The organism is Saccharophagus sp. K07, assembly GCF_014336955.1.
Lineage (GTDB): Bacteria > Pseudomonadota > Gammaproteobacteria > Pseudomonadales > Cellvibrionaceae > UBA5868.
The window spans coordinates 318,067-336,085 of the sequence record NZ_QRAI01000005.1 but is presented as its reverse complement, the minus strand read 5'-3'; the positions used below and the strand labels follow the sequence as shown (position 1 = coordinate 336,085).

Below are 18,019 nucleotides of genomic sequence, written 5' to 3'. Positions count from 1 at the left end.
ACGCGAATCCGGGTTATCTACGAGAAGCCAGCCCTATCGCAAGGATCGCGCCAGATGCATCTGACCGCCAAAGAAATAATTAACCTAATGATTCTATTATGAAATTTATGATTCACCAGATCTCGCCAACCTCAATCAATCCAGCCTCTGCTGGATAAGCAACAACAGCTGTTTTGATAACCACATTTGCGAAATATGGAGCCAACAGTGGGCGAGGTGCCGAATCCTGATCACAAAACAGATTGGCAGCAAAGCTCTTTATCTGATGCTTTGGAAGCTCTGATTAAGTTCAAATTTTTTCACTCATATTTTTTGAATAATTCTCAATTTCATTCATGGCGGAAAAGGCATGATTTTTCCCGTTTTTCCTACTTGTTTTGCCTTAAATCTGGCCAATTGCCAGATTTAAGGCGCACTGACCCTAGGTCAGCAAGAATTTCTTGCAGGTAAGCAGGTTTGCAAAACCCGCTAAAACATAAAGCCGGTTGGTATTTTTGGCGAGTCCCCGGTAACGCACTTTGGCATAGCCAAACTGCTGTTTGATCTTTAAAAATACGTGCTCTACTTTCGCTCGCACTTGGGCCTTGGCTTTTTCTGCCCGTGCGGCAATTCCTCTTAATGTTTTGCGAACACCGGGACGCTGACTAATTAGCCAATCCACTTCCACATCTTTTAGCTCGGGTCTTTTTTCTGCGCCGCGATATCCCGCGTCGCCCCAAACGGTACCCTCTTCGCCGTGCAGCAGTTCCGACAATTGCGTTATATCGTGCTCATTGGCAGACGTGGTAGTTAGCGTATGAACAACACCCAAAGTATCATCCACGCCAACATGCATTTTCATCCCAAAATGCCATTCGTTGCCTTTCTTGGTTTGATGCATTTCGGGATCACGCTCACCATTTTCATTTTTGGTCGAGGTGGGCGCTTCGATAATAGTGGCATCAACAATACTACCTTCTTTCAGTATTAATCCCTGTTTGTCGAGATGGCGGTTCACTTCTTTAAAAAGGGCTTCGCCTAAATTGTAGCGCTCTAACAAATGGCGGAATTTCAAAATAGTGGTTTCGTCCGGTATGGAACCGCTCAAGCTCAAGCCTGCGAATCTGCGCATGGATTCGATCTCGTACAGTGAATCCTCCATAGCTGGGTCGCTGAGATTGTAAAACAGCTGCATGCAGTGAACTCGCAGCATGACATTTAACGGGTAGGGATGGCGCCCTTGGCCATTTTTGGGGTAATGCCGCTGGATCTTGCGCTCCAATTGCTTCCAGGGAATCAGCGTATCCATTTGTTCGAGAAACTTTTCCCGCCGGGTTTTGCGCTTCTTTGCGTTATATTCGGCTTCGGCAAAAGTGAGCTGATTCATAATCGATTACCCTAAGAGTTGAGCTGTGCTAATTATGCCAAATTTTTGGACTTAACCAGAGGCTCCCTTTTCAACCAGCCTTTGGAAAATCCAACAAGCGAAGCGAAAATAATTCTCATATTATGCAATTGCACTAAACGTTATGGATGGCTGATCACACTAAGGACGTACTAAGCGAGCAATTAAAACGAAATGTAGATGCGTCGTTTATTGCAGAAAAAAGAACTTGTCATTCGAACAAATAAAAAAGGGCCAAAAGGCCCCTTTTTATTGCAGCTTAAAATCAGCCAGCGTATTTAATTGAACATCCATATGGCGCAGTGCTGGCATGCGGTACTTTTTTGCCAGCGGCCAATGCATTCAATGCTTCGCGAACGTAATTGGTGGCTTTTGGAATATCGTCTTCTTTAGCGGACTTAATGCTGTCGATTCCACCTTTGTATTCCAAAATTCCCTGCGGATTGATAATGAACAAATGTGGGCTGGTTTGCGCTGCGTACAATTTGCCTACAGAGCCATCTGCATCGAGAATTACACCACTCGGAGCGGCACCGCGCTCTTCATTTAATTTCAGCGCAGTTGCGCCATCCACATGGCCTTGTTTACCTGGTGCAGAGGAAATCACCTGCAACCAGACAACGCCCTGCTCTGCCGCTTCTTTTTGCAGCTTGGGTATATTGCCGCTTTTTTCGTAGTGTTTTACCACGTACGGACACTCATGATTGGTCCACTCCAGCACGACAGTTCTACCTCGCAGAGATTCAAGATTCAAAGTGGTGCCATCCGCCGTTTTGGCTTCGAACGTTGGAGCTGGCTTGCCAACAACCGGTTCCGCAACGGCCACCGCGGCGGCAAAGGTCATTGCCACGCCAGCACAAAATAGTTTGGCAATATGTGATATGGCCATATAAAGACTCCTATAGGTTATCGATCAACTGATCGTTGTGGTTTTTTGAAAGACGCAAAATAAACTGACGCGGGGCCAGCAGTTTTTCAGTTCCTCCCGGAAGTGAAATCGGTTGACGAACTAATTGCCGTGGAATTTGCTCTGAGCGCGCCTATGACAATGTCCGGCGTCAAAATCTGAGGAAGTAAAACAGGCTTATCTTTATTGGGCGGATAGTACAAATACAAAGGCACACCACTGCGGCCGAAACGGCTTAAAAATGTGGTGATCTGAGGATCGCGATTGGTCCAATCCCCTTTTAAATAATGCACTCCGGCTTCTTCAAATTCGCGGATAACACTTTCATTTTTTAATGCAACCTTTTCATTAACAAGACAGCTGATACACCAGCTAGCCGTAAAATTCAAAAATACCGGTTCACCATTCGCTAATAATTGCTGTAATTCAGCTTCCTCGTAAGGACGCCAGTTTTCTGCAATTTGAGGCACATCTGCGGAACCTGCACGCAAGGCAGATCCGCCAGCCAACGCAATCACCACAGCTGCTGCCGCCCCTAATGATCCAAATAATGATGCGCGCGTGCTGATTTGACGAGTAACGCTGTAGAGCCAGGCGGCAAAACCAATCAATACAAGGCCCGCGAGTGCAATGGCAGCCGCATCAGCGCCGGCTTGCTGTACCAACACCCAAACCAACCACGCAGCTGCGCCATACATCGGGAATGCTAATACCTGTTTAAGGCGTTCCATCCAAATTCCTGGGCGCGGTAGCCAGCGTTGTAAACCGGGCCAATAGCTCAACAACAGAAACGGCAGAGCCAGTCCCAATCCCAAACTCAAAAATACCGCCAATAATTTTGGTGCTGGCTGAACAAGTGCATAACCAAGAGCAGCAGCCATAAAAGGCGCAGTGCAAGGTGTTGCAACCACGGTTGCCAATACGCCGGTAAAAAAACTTCCCGCATAACCGGATCTCTGCGTCAGCCCGGATCCTGCACCGGCAAGAGAACCGCCGATATAAAATACGCCGGACAAACTCAAGCCAACCGCAAACATCAGGTAGGCAGCGATCAGCACAAATAACGGCGATTGAAATTGAAAGCCCCAACCAATTTGGGCTCCACCCGCTTTAAGGGCGATCAAGATAAAGGCAAGCACAGCAAAACTGGCGACAACACCCAAGGTGTAAACCAATCCGTGATTGCGAATGTGCGTTGCGGAGTGTTCCGCATGGCGCACAAGAGACAGGGCTTTAAGCGATAAAACCGGGAAAACGCAGGGCATCAAATTCAGGATTACGCCACCGGCCAAGGCCAGCAGTAGCGCCAGCGCAAAACTCAAAGAAGCTCCTGGAAGCGCAGCCGCTTGTACCGGCACAACCAGTTCAAAACCGCGCTGCATGTCACCCGACGAGCCTTGCTCGGTCAGAACCAAAACTCCATCAAGGGACTCGCCCACCGCCGGAATGAGCTCCCCTGCAGGCAGCTGCAATTTAATTCCATCCGGGAATACCTCATAGGTCTGTGGACTGCTTTGTTTCAACCTGCCCCATTCATTCGGATAAAACCAAAGATCGCGAATGGTGGCTGGATCGGCATTGGGAAATTCCAACCACAATTCCAAGGTCTCATCCGACACACGAAAAACTTTGACTGGCCAGGGACTTTCAACCGGCAAACGCGCCAAAGCGGCTTCAACCAGCTCACTGCCCTGCCCTAAATCCTCACCCGGCTCCACAACGGGCAGCACCAGATCCAATTCCACCTGTTGCGGAATGCACTCTTCTTCGCACACCAGCCAATCCACAACGGCTTTTATGGGAAATTCGCCGCCTACAACGACATTGTCTGGAACCTTGATGCGTGTCAGCAGGGTTACGTCATTTTCATAACTGTAATTGGTGATCGGCCCCATCGAACTCCGGCCAGGGATGGGCCATAGGATATCGCTGGCTGCAGCGCCTTCCGGTAAATGCCATGCAATTGTGGTGGGGCTGCCCGAATCGCCAGGGTTGAGCCAATAAGTGTGCCAGTGGGCAATGATCTTTTGATGAACACCCAGATAAACTTCCGCACCGGGAGAAACCGCGTCCACACCAGCGACCAAGCGCGCTTCCACCTGTTCTGTCGCAACATAATCAGCTGCATAAGACTGCAAAGCTGGCAGCCCCAAAATGCAAAGGCTTAATCCAGCGAGATTGCAGGCTGCGAGCCGACTGCGAAAAAAGAAAAAAAGCCACCTGCGAAAACCGGAAAAAAGCAGGCAGCTTAAAGCGGCAAAAAGAGAAAAGCGCAAAGATGCGCAGTTTTCGCCAGCGGGGTTAAAAAGTCGGTTGGTCATGTCGTGGTTGTTCGCTAATGCCCGATGCGGATTCTGCTTGTTCGGCAACACTTCGATGCTCAAGAGCAACACTTGTGCCACGCATCCATGGCTGCAAAATCCCACAATTTGGCAAATAAGTTCAGGAATTCACGCTTCTATCGGCCTGCTCCTGCTGCAGAGCCAACACAAGCCCGTTCAAACTGCTGAGACCGCAACATTGAATACTTATCTCATAGACACCCGTTTCAAATTTCCATCGGGCTACTGAGATGGCATAAACATAAACGGCGCTCAACAGATCTTGGATCATACCTGTAAAGCGCCGTCAGATTAGTGAAATGCTCTAGAAATCAATAAGTCGCAACAGCATCCTCGTAGGATTCATCCTCTTCTGCTGCATGCTCCTGATGTGAGTGATTGTTATCCGGCAAAAAACCGTAGCGCTTCAACAAAGTCCTCATAACGTTGCGTGAAATGCCCAGCAAGGCGGCCGTATGCACCTGATTATTACGGCAATGACTAAACGCTTCCCTGACCAATAATTCCTCCAATTCCTGGAATAAAGGTCGGGATTCGCCGGACTGAAACAATCGATTCAATTGTCGTGAAATCACAGCAAAAGGATCATCATCCACAACCGCCCGGTTAACTTCCGGCACTTGTGTATTGGCTACTGGTTGTGTTTGAGCCACGCGCGCAAGTGGCGGAGCCGTAAAATCCCAACCTCCCGTTACTCGCAAATCCTCCGGCTCAATACGTCCGGATTTGGAGACCAACAGCGCGAAGTGCACGACATTTTCCAGTTCGCGAATATTTCCGGGCCATGCGTAACGCACAAGCAGATCAATGGACTCGCGGGAAAACTCCGGCTGCGGATAACCCATACGCTGACTGTACAATTTCGAAAAATAACGGGCCAGCGGCATGATATCGCCCGGGCGTTCACGCAGCGGCGGCAAACGCACTTGCGCGATATTGATCCGGTACAGAAGATCGCGACGAAAGTGACCGGCGGAAACCGCGTGGGCCAAATCCACGTTGGTTGCAGCCACTAAACGAATGTCTACCGGAATTGGCTTGCGCGCCCCAATGCGTACAACTTCGCGCTCCTGCAACACACGCAACAGTTTGACTTGCAAAGGTAATGGTAAATCGCCAATTTCATCTAAAAAAAGCGTCCCACCGTTAGCAGCTTCAAACCAACCTTCCCGCTTGCCTGTGGCGCCGGTAAATGAGCCAGCTTCGTGACCAAATAATTCACTTTCCGCTAGGTGGTCGCTGATAGCGCCGCAGTTGACCGCCAGGAATGGGCCTTTGCGACCGCTCAACAAATGAATGTGCCGCGCCACCAATTCCTTACCCGTGCCTGTCTCACCGGAAATCAAAACCGGCGCATCGCTGGGGCCAATCCGTTCAATATATTGCAGAAGTGCCGCGGACGCAGGATCAGAAAAAACAAGCGCTTTAGCGCGCACCGATAGCGGCTGCGCCTCCCCACCTTGGAGGGCCAAAATCAAAGGTTCTTCAGTGTATTCACTCACAACTCACCTCTAGGGCTCTGCCGTTGCAGACATCTTGAAAGCCGTGATTTTATGGGGTGGAAGCGAAAATTCTAAACAACAAAAAAAGCTAAACTTATTATCTACTCGCAAAAAGATTCGCTTTGGCGCACTTAACACATTGATGGCAGACAAAGCAGCTAAAACGTTTACAACTTTTGCTTATCGTGTTTCAAAACAAGCAAGAATTGTTGGTTTTTATACAGCGGAAAAACATTATTTTTGTGAAATTGTTAGCACTCATTTTTGCAAATAAGCACTAACAACAACCATTAATTAAGGATTTCTGACCCGCGATTTATAACCCCATCGAGGAATCGCCAGCAAAGCAATAACAGACCCTACCGTCAGACCGACTGTGATCCAGGGAATTATCCAGTGCTCGGCAACTCGCGTGTGATAAATACTAAAAATCGCTCCCAGTCCTAATCCATTGCCGCCAGTTACCAAAACTGCAGCAGCCCAATCCTGAAAACGCCGGGCATGATTTGCCCCTTCCGCCCAACGCGCGTCCGTGTTGTAACTGGGCAGCGATTTATGAGCATCCTGTAACTGTTCAAGAGCGGAAAGAAAATGGCGTAAGTGGGTAATAGCGCGCTCAGTTTTAAAATTCAGACACGCCAAACAAATCGACGCGACCGGAAAACCCAACGCCAACCACTCAACGGGAATTTCCTGAATTCTAGGGGTGGACTGCAAGGCCACCAATGCCGCCAGCAAACTCACCACCAAAGTTGTGTAAAGAATCAACGCCTGCTGCCGTTGCGCAATTCGCGCATTGACTTCCTGATAAGCTGCAATAAACCGATAATTGGCGTCGACGTAAGTGGACAGCGCCATTTGAATCTCTCCGGGAATTATTACGAAATACGGAAATAGAAAAAGAGCGCGTATTCAGCCAAAGCCAAACAGCGCTCGCTTTTACTAAACTTTGAGAGCTTTCCTTTGCCGGTATTCCAATAAAACTTTTAAAAACAAGGTGAGCAACGCAATACAGGCCAGCAATAAAGACGCAGTAAATGCTCCTACGGCGTTATAGTCCTGCTGCAGCAATTGCACTTGCAGTGCTAGTGTATTGGTTTGGCCGCGAATAGAACCCGAAACAACGGCGACAGAACCGAACTCCCCTACCGCTCGCGCGGTGGTCAGAACCGTTCCATAAATTAACGCCCATTGAATATTGGGCAGCGTAATTCGCCGAAACAAAGTCCAACCACCTGCGCCGAGCAATACTGCGGCTTCTTCCTCCTGACTTCCCTGCACTTGCATCAATGGAATCAATTCCCGCGCAACATAGGGACTGGTCACAAAAATGGTAACCAACACTATGCCCGGCCAGGCGAACATTACTTGGATACCATGCGCATCCAACCAGCTTCCCAACCAGCCTTGATTGCCGTATAGCAATAAATAACAAAGCCCTGCCACTACCGGCGATATGGCGTATGGCGTATCTACCAAAGCGAGCAAAAGTTTTTTGCCGAAAAACTCAAAACGCGTTACACACCACGCGGTCAGAGTACCAAACACCAAATTAACCGGCACCGTGAGTAATGCCACCCAAAGTGTAAGCCGAATCGCCGCCAACATATCTGCATCCAGCAAATTTCTGACAAACAATTTCCAACCGCTACTAAAGGCTGAAACCACAATTAAAATCAGTGGTAGCACCAGCAGTAGAAGAACGCATAGCAATCCAGTGCCGATTAGCAACCATGCGCTTTTTGATGGTCGACGCAAATGCGAATGAGAAATTCTCATGCAGCCCCCCTGGCGCGATAACGTCGCTGCAGCAGTTGCACGATCAAGAGAATCAACAAAGACGTCAACAACAGGAAAAATGCTACCGCTGATGCAGCTTCATACGCATATTCACCGATATAAGTGAATATCATGAGCGACACCACTTCCGTCTCAAATGGTTTGTTACCAGCAATAAAAATGACCGCGCCAAATTCACCGAGACTGCGCACCAAAGCAAGGGCACTACCAATGCTTAATGCCGGCATTAACGGGGGCAAAATAATTCGATAGAAAATTTGCCAGCGCGTAGCACCCAAACATTCGGCTGCCTCTTCATATTCCGGCGCAAGATCTTCGATCACCGGCTGCAGGGTTCGCACCACAAATGGCAGGCTGGTAAAGGTCATGGCCAGCACAATCCCCACAAAACCGTAAGACACCTCAAACCCTAAAGGCGCAAGCCATTGCCCTATCCAGCCATTTTTTGCAAATAGCGCAGATAAAGTTAAACCGGCAACAGCAGTGGGAAGCGCAAAAGGCAAATCAATAAGCGTATCGACAAATCGTCTACCGGGGAATTCGTAACGAGAGATTATCCAAGCCAGCAGCAGCCCGAGCACAGCATTACTTAAAGACGCACAAATGGCCGCGAGGAACGTTACCCGAATCGCCGCCAGCAATCTTGGATCGGTGAAATAAAACACCAATTCCGACCAGCGGATTTGTGAGGCCTGCAACACCAAAGTGGTTGCAGGCAACAACACAATCAGACTCAGATAAAGGACCCCGAGGCCAAGGCTCAGGCGGAAGCCAGGTAAAACACTATGGCTACCGTTCATATATGTTGATGGGCCTATTTACGGCTAATCTGGCGCAGTAACTGATCCAATGTCGCACCTGTAGCAAAATGCTCTTCATTGATTTTTTGCCAATCGCCAAACACGTTCTCGACCGCTACCAACTTGAGCGCAGGGAATTGGGCCGTATGTGCAGCAACTACGTCTGGGTGGTGAACGCGATAAAAGAAACTCGCCAGAATTTCTTGTGCGTCCGCTGAGTAGAGATAATCCAAATAAGCTTGAGCAGCTTTGCTAGTACCTTTTGCGGCAGCCACTTTTTCCACTACAGCAACAGGAAACTCAGCCAATACACTGATTTTCGGCACAACAACATCATATTTGTCTTCACCATATTGTTTGCGAATCAAATTGACTTCGGATTCAAAGGTCAAGAGCACGTCGCCAAGCTCACGCTCGACGAATGACGTGGTTGCACCGCGACCGCCGGTATCAAATACCACTACATTGCCAAGTACTTTCCCGACGAAATCGCGGATTTTTTTCTGGTCTCCGGCAAAGGTTTCGTTGGCATAAATCCATGCTGCCAAATAGGTGTAACGGGCATTGCCAGAAGTTTTGGGATTGGGGAAAACCAGTTTTACGTCAGGACGAGCCAAATCACCCCAATCCTGCACATTTTTGGGATTGCCTTTGCGCACTAAAAATGCAGTAGTCGAGTAAAATGGCGAGGCGTTATTGGGGAACTTGTTGCGCCAATCCGGGCTGACCAACTTGCCTTTTTGATGAAGTACATCAATATCCGTTGACTGATTGAAAGTGACAACATCGGCTTTCAAGCCCTGCAAAATTGCCGTGGCCTGTGTAGACGAACCAGCGTGCGATTGTTGCACTTTGATCTCTTGACCATTCTGTTTTTCCACTCAGCTTCAAATTTCGGGTTGATGGCCGCGAACAGTTCGCGCGATACATCGTAAGATGCATTCAGAATTTCTTGTGCTGCAACATTACCCGCAGCAAACAAAACCAAAAACGACAATAGTATTTTTTTCATTGGTCAGCTCTCTCTCGCAACTCTTAGAATCCCAGGCTTGGGAATATCCCGTCCTTGAATTTTTTTACCTTCCGTGAAGATCATTGGCCATCTAAGCCGCTGATCTTCTCTCTATACTAACTTTAACCTTGCAGGAACACTTTGGAATTGGTCGGCCGTGCATAAACCTGCGCACCCGGACGCAAATCCAACAAGCGCTCCTGAGAACGCGGCAATTCCACGTGAATGATATTGTCACCCAGGGAATGACGCAGTTCGATACGCAACACCGCACCTGCGGTACTTATACTGTCGACAGTCGCCGGAATAAATCCTTCGCCAGGGCCGGCCTGCAATTCGATATCGTGCGGGCGCACATAGGTGACAGCCGCTTGATCATGCACTTCGTTGTGCTCGGGCGCAGGCAGTTTTATATCGCCAATATGCGCCCAACCTTGCTGAACACGGCTGTGGAATAAATTCACCTGGCCGATAAAGTCGTAAACAAACGGCGTTGCCGGGTTGTTATAGACTTCGTCTGGAGTGCCAATCTGTTCGATTTTTCCTTTGTTCAACACGACTATGCGATCCGCAACTTCCATTGCTTCTTCCTGATCATGTGTCACAAAGATAGAGGTGATATGCAGTTCATCGTGCAGACGGCGCAGCCAGCGACGCAGATCCTTGCGAACTTTAGCGTCCAGAGCACCGAAGGGTTCATCCAACAACAGTACTTTAGGTTCTACCGCCAAAGCACGAGCCAAGGCAATACGTTGGCGCTGACCGCCGGATAATTGATCCGGGTAACGATCTGCCAACCAGTCCAATTGAACCAAACGCAGCAACTCGTGCACGCGCTCGGCAATTTCTTTTTTGCTCGGACGCTTGTCACGCGGACGCACCGTCAAACCGAATGCGACGTTGTCGAATACGGTCATATGGCGGAACAGCGCGTAGTGTTGAAATACGAAACCGACCTTGCGCTGACGCACATGTACATGAGTCGCATCTTCACCGTGAAATTGTACAATCCCGGCATCTGGCGTTTCCAAACCGGCAATAATTCGCAGCAACGTAGTTTTTCCGCAACCAGACGGACCGAGCAGCGCAACCAGTTCTCCCGTAGGGAAATCCAGTGATACATCGTCCAGCGCTTTAAATTCGCCGAATTTCTTTTGTATGTTTTTGACTTCGATACTCATAGTCTCTCTCAAAGAAAATCTTTCAGTGCTTCCTTCGAATACTTGATCGGATGTACCTGACCCCAAGCCGACTGCTGTATTCATGACGATATCCTCAGTTGCGGTTATTCTTGTTGCGCTGCCGCCCGCGCCGCTTTTTCTCTATCGCGAACGTGCTGCCACTCCAAAAAGGATTTGACAGCCAGCGTTACCAACGCCAATCCCGCCAGCAGCGAAGCTGCTGCAAATGCGGCTGCGAATTGATATTCGTTGTAAAGAATCTCAATGTGCAGCGGCAGCGTATTGGTTTGACCGCGAATATGTCCGGATACAACCGATACCGCACCGAACTCGCCCATAGCGCGCGCATTACACAAAATAATGCCGTACAACAAACCCCACTTAATCGATGGCAAAGTGACTTTCCAAAAGGTTTGCCAACCACTTGCACCCAATGTAAGAGCGGCTTCTTCATAAGAAGTCCCCTGCTCTTCCATCAAGGGAATCAACTCTCTCGCAACAAACGGGAAGGTCACAAAAATTGTGGCGAGAACAATCCCGGGTACCGCAAAAATAATCTTGATGTCATGTTCCCCTAACCAGGGACCAAGCCAGCCTTTCGTACCGAACAACAATACATAAATCAAACCTGCAACAACTGGCGATACGGCAAATGGCAAATCGATCAAGGTAATCAACACCTGTTTTCCGCGAAAACGAAATTTAGTGATAGCCCATGCAGCGGAAATACCAAAAATCACATTCAAAGGTACCGCAATAGCAGCGGCCAGCAGTGTCAGTTTAACCGCAGCCCACGCATCCGGCTCGCGAATCGAGGCAAAATAAACTTCCACGCCTTTTGAAAAAGCTTCTTTAAATACTGCAATCAGTGGTATTACAAGGAATAACGCCAAAAATATCAGCGCAACCGCGATCAAACCCCAACGAACCAAAAAAGGCTCGCTAACAGCGTCAGTTATATTTGCGCTACGTCGCCCTAAATTGGAAACAGCACCTGCCATCTTAACCTCCAGCCCTTTTGCTGCTCCAATGTTGCAAAATGTTGATTAGCAACAGAAGAACAAATGAAAACGTCAACAATACGACGGCAAGCGCAGCTGCTCCGGCATAGTTATATTGTTCAAGCTTGGTGACGATCAAAAGCGGAGTAATTTCAGTTTTGTAAGGCATGTTGCCGCTGATAAATACCACCGAACCATACTCACCTACAGCTCGGGCAAATGCCAAAGCAAAACCGGTTAAAAGCGCAGGTAACAATGCGGGGAAAAGAATTCGACGGAAGGTAGCCCAGCGTCCTGCTCCCAAGCTCGCAGCCGCTTCTTCGATTTCTTTTTCCAATTCTTCCAATACTGGCTGCACTGTGCGAACGACAAAAGGTAATCCAATAAAAGTCAGTGCCACGACTACGCCCAATGGGGCATAAGCAACCTTAATCCCAAGTGGGGACAAGAATTGACCTATCCAACCCTGGGGAGCATAAAGCGTTGTTAATGCGATACCAGCTACAGCTGTAGGCAGAGCAAAAGGAAGATCAACTAATGCGTCGACGACCTTTTTTCCAAAAAATTGATAACGCACCAAAACCCAAGCGACGATAAAGCCAAAAACAAGGTTGATACAGGCACCAATAAAGGATGCACCCAAACTTAGTTTATAACTTGCTATAGCTTGAGGGTGGAGCACCGTTTTCCAAAATTCATCCCACGTCAGCGTAAATGACTTGGCAAACAAGGCGGCTAAAGGAATAAACACTATGAGACTGGCGTAAAATGCGGCAAATCCCAATGATAATCCGAAACCGGGTATAACGGAGGGTTTTCTAATAGAGCGCATGTTTCTATTTTCTTGTTTTGGATAAAACCGCACCGGCGAATGCCGGTGCAGGTGAATGCTACCTATTAATTACTTACTGTGGCTGGTAGATCTGGTCGAAAATTCCACCATCACTGAAGTGTTCGGTTTGGGCTTTACGCCAGCCGCCGAATTCTTCGTCGATGGTTACCAACTTGACTTCAGGGAAGATGTTGGAGAATTTCGCAGCAACTTCTGGATCACGTGGACGGTAGAAGTTTTTGCCCGCAATTTCCTGACCTTCTTTGGAGTACAAGAAATTCAGGTAAGCTTCAGCCACTTTACGAGTACCATTTTTCTCGACATTCTTGTCGACGACAGTTACCGGCGGTTCCGCGAGAATTGACAGTGATGGAACGATTACTTCGAATTTGCCAACACCGAATTCTTTTTCGATCAAGAAGGCTTCGTTTTCCCAAGACAGGAATACATCACCCAATTGGCGTTGGGCAAATGTGGTGGTACTGCCGCGAGCGCCAGAGTCCAGAACTGGAACGTTTTTGTAGAGTTTGGCAACGAATTCACGTGCTTTTTCGTCAGAACCGTAGGCTTTTTTCGCGTAAGCCCATGCAGCCAGGTAGTTCCAGCGCGCTCCACCCGAGGTTTTGGGGTTTGGCGTAATCACTTGAATGCCCGGTTTTACCAGATCATCCCAGTCTTTGATATTTTTTGGGTTGCCCTTACGCACTACGAATACGATGGTAGAGGTGTAAGGAGAGCTGTTATTGGGCAAACGAGATTGCCAGTTTTCTGGAATCAGCTTGGCTTCATCGTACAGAGCGTCAATATCGTACGCCAAAGCCAAAGTCACCACGTCTGCCGCCAAACCGTCGATAACGGAACGAGCTTGTTTACCAGAACCGCCGTGAGACTGACTCACAGTCACTTTTTGGTTCGCAGTTTTTTGCCAGTGGGCAACAAATGCCTTGTTGAATTCTGCGTACAGTTCGCGAGTTGGATCGTAAGAGACATTCAACAATTTCACTTCTTGAGCCCAGCTTGCGGCGCTGGCGGTGAGCCCCAGGGTCAGGACCAGCAAGGACTTTTTAACACTTTTAAGCAACATGGAATATTCCTTTTATCTAGAGACCGTTAGCAAATACCGATAAGCGGCATTCATAAAAAAAGTTGAACTAGGAGCCCGCAACAATGTTGTGGGCCAAACCATTAAAAGTCGTAGCGAAATCCAACTGACAAACCGCTAGCAGTTTCGCCCGGTTTGGTCGCGATGGAATCACCATAACCGCCACCGCCGGTGATCCGGTAAGCAGCAACATCCTCGTTGTCAGCTTGCGCATACGCAAAGAGAACTCGGAATTGATTGCTGAGAACATAGTCAGCACCTATGGCCAACAGATTGGTGCCGCTATCTTCTCGATCTTTTGCATCCAGGTTGTAGACTTGACCTTTAACCAGCCATTTGGAAGAAATTTTGTAAGAAGCACCTAAGCCAACCACTTGTACATCTTCATCGCCAGTTGGGATATTTTTGATGGTGGCTTGTTGGAACAATGCGCCGAAAGTCCAATCATTCAATTTGTAACGAGCACCCAGACGCAGTGCACTGGAATCTTCCACGCTTTCCCATTGTTCATGAGCAACAGCTAAATAAAGTTTTCCTGAATCGTAAGTCAGCGATGTGCTGTAAGCGGCAGATTTGTCTTCCAGATTGGTTGCTTCTTTTACTTCCGGGGTGTAGTGGAAATTGAATACCAGACCACCACCAAAAGAAGGGGTGTTGTAATAAACGCCGTTGCGGAAGCGAGCATCAAAATCTTGCCCAGTGAAAGGCGCACCAGTACTGCCGTTAAGACGAGTCAGAGCACGCAAATCACCAATTTGATCACCGAAGAAATCTACCGCAGTGCGGATTTGCTTGAGTGGGGTATCAATTTGACCGAATCGAACTCGACCAAAACCACCTTCCAAACCAACAAAGGTATCACGGCTTGCGAGATTACCATTACCATTGTCGTAGTTAATCTGAGTTTCAACTTGCAAAATACCTTTCAAGCCATTTCCGAGATCAGTACTGGCACGCACACCAATTCGGCTGGAGTTGCTGGAAACGTTCAAATCACTGTCTTCGCCGTTGTCCAGATAATCTGTGGAAACGTGGGCGCGGCCATAAAATTTCAAGCCAGCAGTGTCGTCAGCCAAAACCGGCTGAGCACCAGAAAAAACAACCCCAAGGGCAACATACAATGGCAACTTTTTCATTTTCTCTCTCTCAATATTTTTTTGGTTAACGCCGTCCGTTTATTCGGTGGGGCGCACATAACAAATGTTTTTTGGTTTAGGTTTAAAGAGCCTTCGGTTTACCGGTCGGCGAATTGTTTTCAATATCAGCGTAACGACTTTTGCTGTTCTCTTCTTTCGTATCGCTTTTTTTCGCGGCGTTCGATTTGAACGACTTGTCCGTTATGAACCGATATTTCAAGCGAACCGAACTGAATTTGGGAAAGCTGTCCTCGGATATCTTCAAGGACTTCTTCCAGTCCGCCGAGAACATTGATATCTCGATTAGTCATCTTAATTTACCGTTTGGCGTTATGACGGGTGTGATCTTACTCAAAGGTGTTTTTATCGAAAACCAAGATATTCTGCTTAGCTTATCTAGATATTTGAAATGCTCCGGCTCCTTTACATTGCCCTTATAGATGGGCGGGAACCGGCGCACTTCTCAAGAAATAACGATCTGTTGAGACTGCCAGCCCCGATTCCAATCGAGTGATGCCGCTGGCGTTGATGGAGTTGGCAACAGTCCAATGATCATGTCGCCATTTTGGAAAACGCGCAGTTCCCCTCTTCCCATCGGCGACCAAGGTTCGCCTCGAGTCAAAGGTTTAGTGGCAATAACGAACATCTGCTCTTCGGCCCGATTGATCTCCGCTAGATCAATGGAAAAATCCACATCCACCAACTGAATTTTTCCAAATGGCGGTTTTCTGCATGTCCAATACAGCTCGGTGGTGCAATGGGCAAAGAGCAAATTGCCATTACTGAGCAAAAAATTAAATGTGCCGAATTTCGCAATTTCTGCGCTGCGCTCCTGCAAAAACTCCGCAAGCTCATTTACCGCCGGCTTGGATGGGAAGCGAGCTTCAAGTTCTGTGCACAAGAGGCAGAAGGCGCGCTCGCTATCGGTTTGACCGAGCGGCTGGAAGCAACCGTTTAATTCAGGATAAAACTCTTTCAAATCACCATTGTGCGCAAACAACCAGGACTCGCCCCAAAGCTCGCGCATAAACGGATGAGTATTGACTGTAGAGATAGCCCCAGCAGTCGCTTTGCGAATATGTGCAAGCACAGTGGTTGCACGCGGTTTTGCGTGCAGAATTTCCCGTGCGGTACTACAACTATGCGCCGCGGTAACGTGGGTGTGGATTTTGGTTTCACCGGAATGGAATAAAGCCAGTCCCCATCCGTCGGCATGCTCACCGGTATTTCCACCGCGCTGGAAAAACCCGCGCAGGGAAAAATCCGGTGAGATAGGTTGGGGGCTGGTCAGTGCAAACAGCTGGCACATTGTCTCGTTCTTAACAAATCGTCTATTTTGCTAATTTGGTAAGACGCAGATAAGGACGTGGCGCTCGATAGCCCTGCGGGAAGCGACGCTGAATTTCTTCGGCATCTTGCAGTGAGGGCACGATTACCACTTCATCACCTGGCTTCCAGTTTCCTGGCGTCGCTACTTTTTCGTTATCCGTCAATTGCAGCGAATCCAATACACGTAAAATCTCGTCAAAATTACGTCCAGTGCTGGCGGGGTACGTAATAATTAGACGAACTTTTTTCGCGGGGTCGATAATAAAGAGCGAACGCACGGTCAGTGTGGCGTTGGCGTTCGGGTGGATCATGTCGTACAGCTCTGCAACCTTGCGATCGGAATCCGCAATGATCGGGAAATTCACCTGCACGTCCTGAGTATCGTTGATGTCGTCGATCCAGCGCTTATGGGACTCAACCGGGTCAACAGATAGAGCGATTACTTTGGTATTGCGCTTGGCAAAATCGCTTTTCAGTTTTGCGGTCAAGCCCAGTTCAGTGGTGCAAACAGGAGTGAAATCCGCTGGATGGGAGAACAAAACGCCCCAGGAATCACCTAACCACTCGTGAAAACGAATTACTCCTTCGGTTGAATCTTGTTGAAAATCTGGAGCGGTATCACCTAAACGTAAACTCATCTTTTTTTCCTCACGTTAGCAAATAAAAAAACAACTAGGCGTAATACAAAATTTCTGGCTTTGCCGAAGCTCGCGTGATCAGCCCAGGTGTGGGCGAGACTCGCTTCAAGCGAGCACGGAGAAACTCTTTTTTGGCAGCTTTTCGTGTGTGCAGCGGAGATAGATTTTCACCAACAGATTCGATTACACCGATAATCCACGGCCAGGGACCAAAACCGGAATCCACATTGATATGGCCGACTGCACCAGCGTCGTGAAATACCAAGTCCCAACGGCGCGCCCATGCATAGGCATGTTGTAGTTTCATCCATGGATCGTTTTGACTCGCCACCACCACGCCAGGCACATTCAGCGCTCGGTCCGGCAGGTACTGGGCAATACTCGGCAATGAAGGATCATTGCGCACACCGAAAGGGGCAAAACGCTCTGGATGTGCCGGCGCCACAAAAACCGCTGCAAGGTCGAGGTGGGGTCGGCTGGCGATGGCTACAGAACTCGCAAGGCATCCGAAGCTGTGCGCAACAACCACTGTCGGCACAGAGCTTTCATCCAGTGCACGGGTAATTGCCCTGGCCCACTGCTTGACGATCGGTTGCTCCCAGTCAATTCCCCTGACGCGTTCGGCGGAACCCAGCTCTTTTTCGACCCAAGTCTGCCAATGTGCATCACCGCTGCCGTGGAATCCCGGAACCACCAAAACTCTGTAACTCATAACACCAATCCTCTCAGACCTTATGTTCAAAAGGAGCGCTTAAGCCGGCGCGAAGCTCGCAAGGGCCACCTCGGTGGACTTGAACAACGCTATGACTGGGCTGCCTGGTTTCAGCCCCAATTCGTCCACGGAAGTAGTTGAAACGATGGATGTAATAGTGCCGTGATGACCGATATCGACCTCTACTTCAGATACCACATCGCCACGTTTGATATGCCGTACAGTGCCTTGAAACTGGTTACGTGCATTGATTGCCTTGATTGTCACAAATGCCCCCTGGGTAAAACGCATAGGTCAATGGAAATGTAAGTCCGCAATCTATCAATGAGATGCGGCTTTCA

The 18,019-nt window shown here is 48.6% G+C and carries 20 protein-coding genes; 2 read left to right on the top strand and 18 right to left on the bottom strand.

Annotated elements, in window-relative coordinates; all coding sequences use genetic code 11:
- Positions 1 to 421: 421 nt before the first annotated feature.
- The 3 genes from DWB84_RS16015 to DWB84_RS16005 all read right to left on the bottom strand — a co-directional run bounded on the left by DWB84_RS16015 (position 422) and on the right by DWB84_RS16005 (position 4,429).
- A complete protein-coding gene (locus DWB84_RS16015; protein WP_187408337.1) occupies positions 422 to 1,366 on the bottom strand; it encodes an IS5 family transposase in 945 nt (314 codons plus the stop codon).
- Between the two features lie 283 nt (positions 1,367 to 1,649).
- Positions 1,650 to 2,273, bottom strand: coding sequence for a redoxin domain-containing protein (locus DWB84_RS16010; protein WP_187410809.1), 624 nt, complete (start codon positions 2,271 to 2,273; stop codon positions 1,650 to 1,652).
- 86 nt (positions 2,274 to 2,359) lie between these two features.
- Positions 2,360 to 4,429 carry a protein-disulfide reductase DsbD gene (locus tag DWB84_RS16005; protein WP_255429024.1) on the bottom strand — a complete coding sequence of 690 codons (2,070 nt, stop codon included), beginning with the start codon at positions 4,427 to 4,429 and terminating at the stop codon, positions 2,360 to 2,362.
- A 16-nt stretch (positions 4,430 to 4,445) separates the two neighbouring features.
- Here DWB84_RS16005 and DWB84_RS19175 point away from each other — a divergent pair, with 16 nt between their 5' ends.
- A complete protein-coding gene (locus tag DWB84_RS19175; RefSeq protein ID WP_255429023.1) occupies positions 4,446 to 4,862 on the top strand; it encodes a hypothetical protein in 417 nt (138 codons plus the stop codon).
- An 82-nt stretch (positions 4,863 to 4,944) separates the two neighbouring features.
- Here DWB84_RS19175 and DWB84_RS16000 read toward each other — a convergent pair whose 3' ends face one another.
- A complete protein-coding gene (locus DWB84_RS16000) occupies positions 4,945 to 6,135 on the bottom strand; it encodes a sigma-54 dependent transcriptional regulator (protein ID WP_187410808.1) in 1,191 nt (396 codons plus the stop codon).
- A 34-nt stretch (positions 6,136 to 6,169) separates the two neighbouring features.
- Here DWB84_RS16000 and DWB84_RS15995 point away from each other — a divergent pair, with 34 nt between their 5' ends.
- Positions 6,170 to 6,409 (top strand): hypothetical protein, encoded by a 240-nt coding sequence (locus DWB84_RS15995; protein ID WP_187410807.1) that lies wholly within the window; start codon positions 6,170 to 6,172, stop codon positions 6,407 to 6,409.
- Positions 6,410 to 6,429: 20 nt separating this feature from the next.
- On the opposite strand, the gene DWB84_RS15990 is transcribed toward DWB84_RS15995, so the two are convergent.
- From DWB84_RS15990 to DWB84_RS15925, 14 genes are all read right to left on the bottom strand, one after another.
- Complete coding sequence (locus DWB84_RS15990; protein ID WP_187410806.1) at positions 6,430 to 6,993, bottom strand: hypothetical protein; 564 nt, start codon at positions 6,991 to 6,993, stop codon at positions 6,430 to 6,432.
- Between the two features lie 84 nt (positions 6,994 to 7,077).
- Complete coding sequence (gene cysW, locus DWB84_RS15985) at positions 7,078 to 7,914, bottom strand: sulfate ABC transporter permease subunit CysW (protein WP_187410805.1); 837 nt, start codon at positions 7,912 to 7,914, stop codon at positions 7,078 to 7,080.
- Positions 7,911 to 8,735 (bottom strand): sulfate ABC transporter permease subunit CysT, encoded by an 825-nt coding sequence (gene cysT, locus DWB84_RS15980; protein WP_187410804.1) that lies wholly within the window; start codon positions 8,733 to 8,735, stop codon positions 7,911 to 7,913. Before cysT (DWB84_RS15980) ends, cysW (DWB84_RS15985) begins: the two co-directional genes overlap by 4 nt.
- A gap of 14 nt (positions 8,736 to 8,749) precedes the next feature.
- The gene (gene cysP / locus DWB84_RS15975; protein ID WP_370589734.1) at positions 8,750 to 9,586 is read right to left on the bottom strand and encodes a thiosulfate ABC transporter substrate-binding protein CysP; all 837 of its coding nucleotides are present in this window, start codon (positions 9,584 to 9,586) and stop codon (positions 8,750 to 8,752) included.
- 283 nt (positions 9,587 to 9,869) lie between these two features.
- On the bottom strand, positions 9,870 to 11,012 hold the full coding sequence (locus DWB84_RS15970; RefSeq protein WP_255429022.1) for a sulfate ABC transporter ATP-binding protein: 1,143 nt from the start codon (positions 11,010 to 11,012) through the stop codon (positions 9,870 to 9,872).
- 20 nt (positions 11,013 to 11,032) lie between these two features.
- Positions 11,033 to 11,929, bottom strand: a complete 897-nt coding sequence (gene cysW / locus DWB84_RS15965; RefSeq protein ID WP_187410803.1) for a sulfate ABC transporter permease subunit CysW — start codon at positions 11,927 to 11,929, stop codon at positions 11,033 to 11,035.
- Between the two features lies 1 nt (position 11,930).
- A complete protein-coding gene (gene cysT / locus DWB84_RS15960) occupies positions 11,931 to 12,761 on the bottom strand; it encodes a sulfate ABC transporter permease subunit CysT (RefSeq protein ID WP_187410802.1) in 831 nt (276 codons plus the stop codon).
- A 73-nt stretch (positions 12,762 to 12,834) separates the two neighbouring features.
- Positions 12,835 to 13,845: a sulfate ABC transporter substrate-binding protein gene (locus DWB84_RS15955; RefSeq protein ID WP_187410801.1), complete on the bottom strand. Its 1,011-nt coding sequence runs from the start codon at positions 13,843 to 13,845 to the stop codon at positions 12,835 to 12,837.
- A 101-nt stretch (positions 13,846 to 13,946) separates the two neighbouring features.
- The gene (locus DWB84_RS15950; RefSeq protein ID WP_187410800.1) at positions 13,947 to 14,999 is read right to left on the bottom strand and encodes a porin; all 1,053 of its coding nucleotides are present in this window, start codon (positions 14,997 to 14,999) and stop codon (positions 13,947 to 13,949) included.
- 125 nt (positions 15,000 to 15,124) lie between these two features.
- Positions 15,125 to 15,310 (bottom strand): DUF2292 domain-containing protein, encoded by a 186-nt coding sequence (locus tag DWB84_RS15945; RefSeq protein ID WP_187410799.1) that lies wholly within the window; start codon positions 15,308 to 15,310, stop codon positions 15,125 to 15,127.
- A gap of 152 nt (positions 15,311 to 15,462) precedes the next feature.
- Positions 15,463 to 16,308, bottom strand: coding sequence for a class II glutamine amidotransferase (locus DWB84_RS15940; protein WP_187410798.1), 846 nt, complete (start codon positions 16,306 to 16,308; stop codon positions 15,463 to 15,465).
- A gap of 22 nt (positions 16,309 to 16,330) precedes the next feature.
- Complete coding sequence (locus DWB84_RS15935) at positions 16,331 to 16,966, bottom strand: peroxiredoxin (RefSeq protein ID WP_187410797.1); 636 nt, start codon at positions 16,964 to 16,966, stop codon at positions 16,331 to 16,333.
- A gap of 34 nt (positions 16,967 to 17,000) precedes the next feature.
- Positions 17,001 to 17,678 (bottom strand): alpha/beta hydrolase, encoded by a 678-nt coding sequence (locus DWB84_RS15930; protein WP_187410796.1) that lies wholly within the window; start codon positions 17,676 to 17,678, stop codon positions 17,001 to 17,003.
- A 39-nt stretch (positions 17,679 to 17,717) separates the two neighbouring features.
- Positions 17,718 to 17,945: a TOBE domain-containing protein gene (locus DWB84_RS15925; protein WP_187410795.1), complete on the bottom strand. Its 228-nt coding sequence runs from the start codon at positions 17,943 to 17,945 to the stop codon at positions 17,718 to 17,720.
- Positions 17,946 to 18,019: the final 74 nt, after the last annotated feature.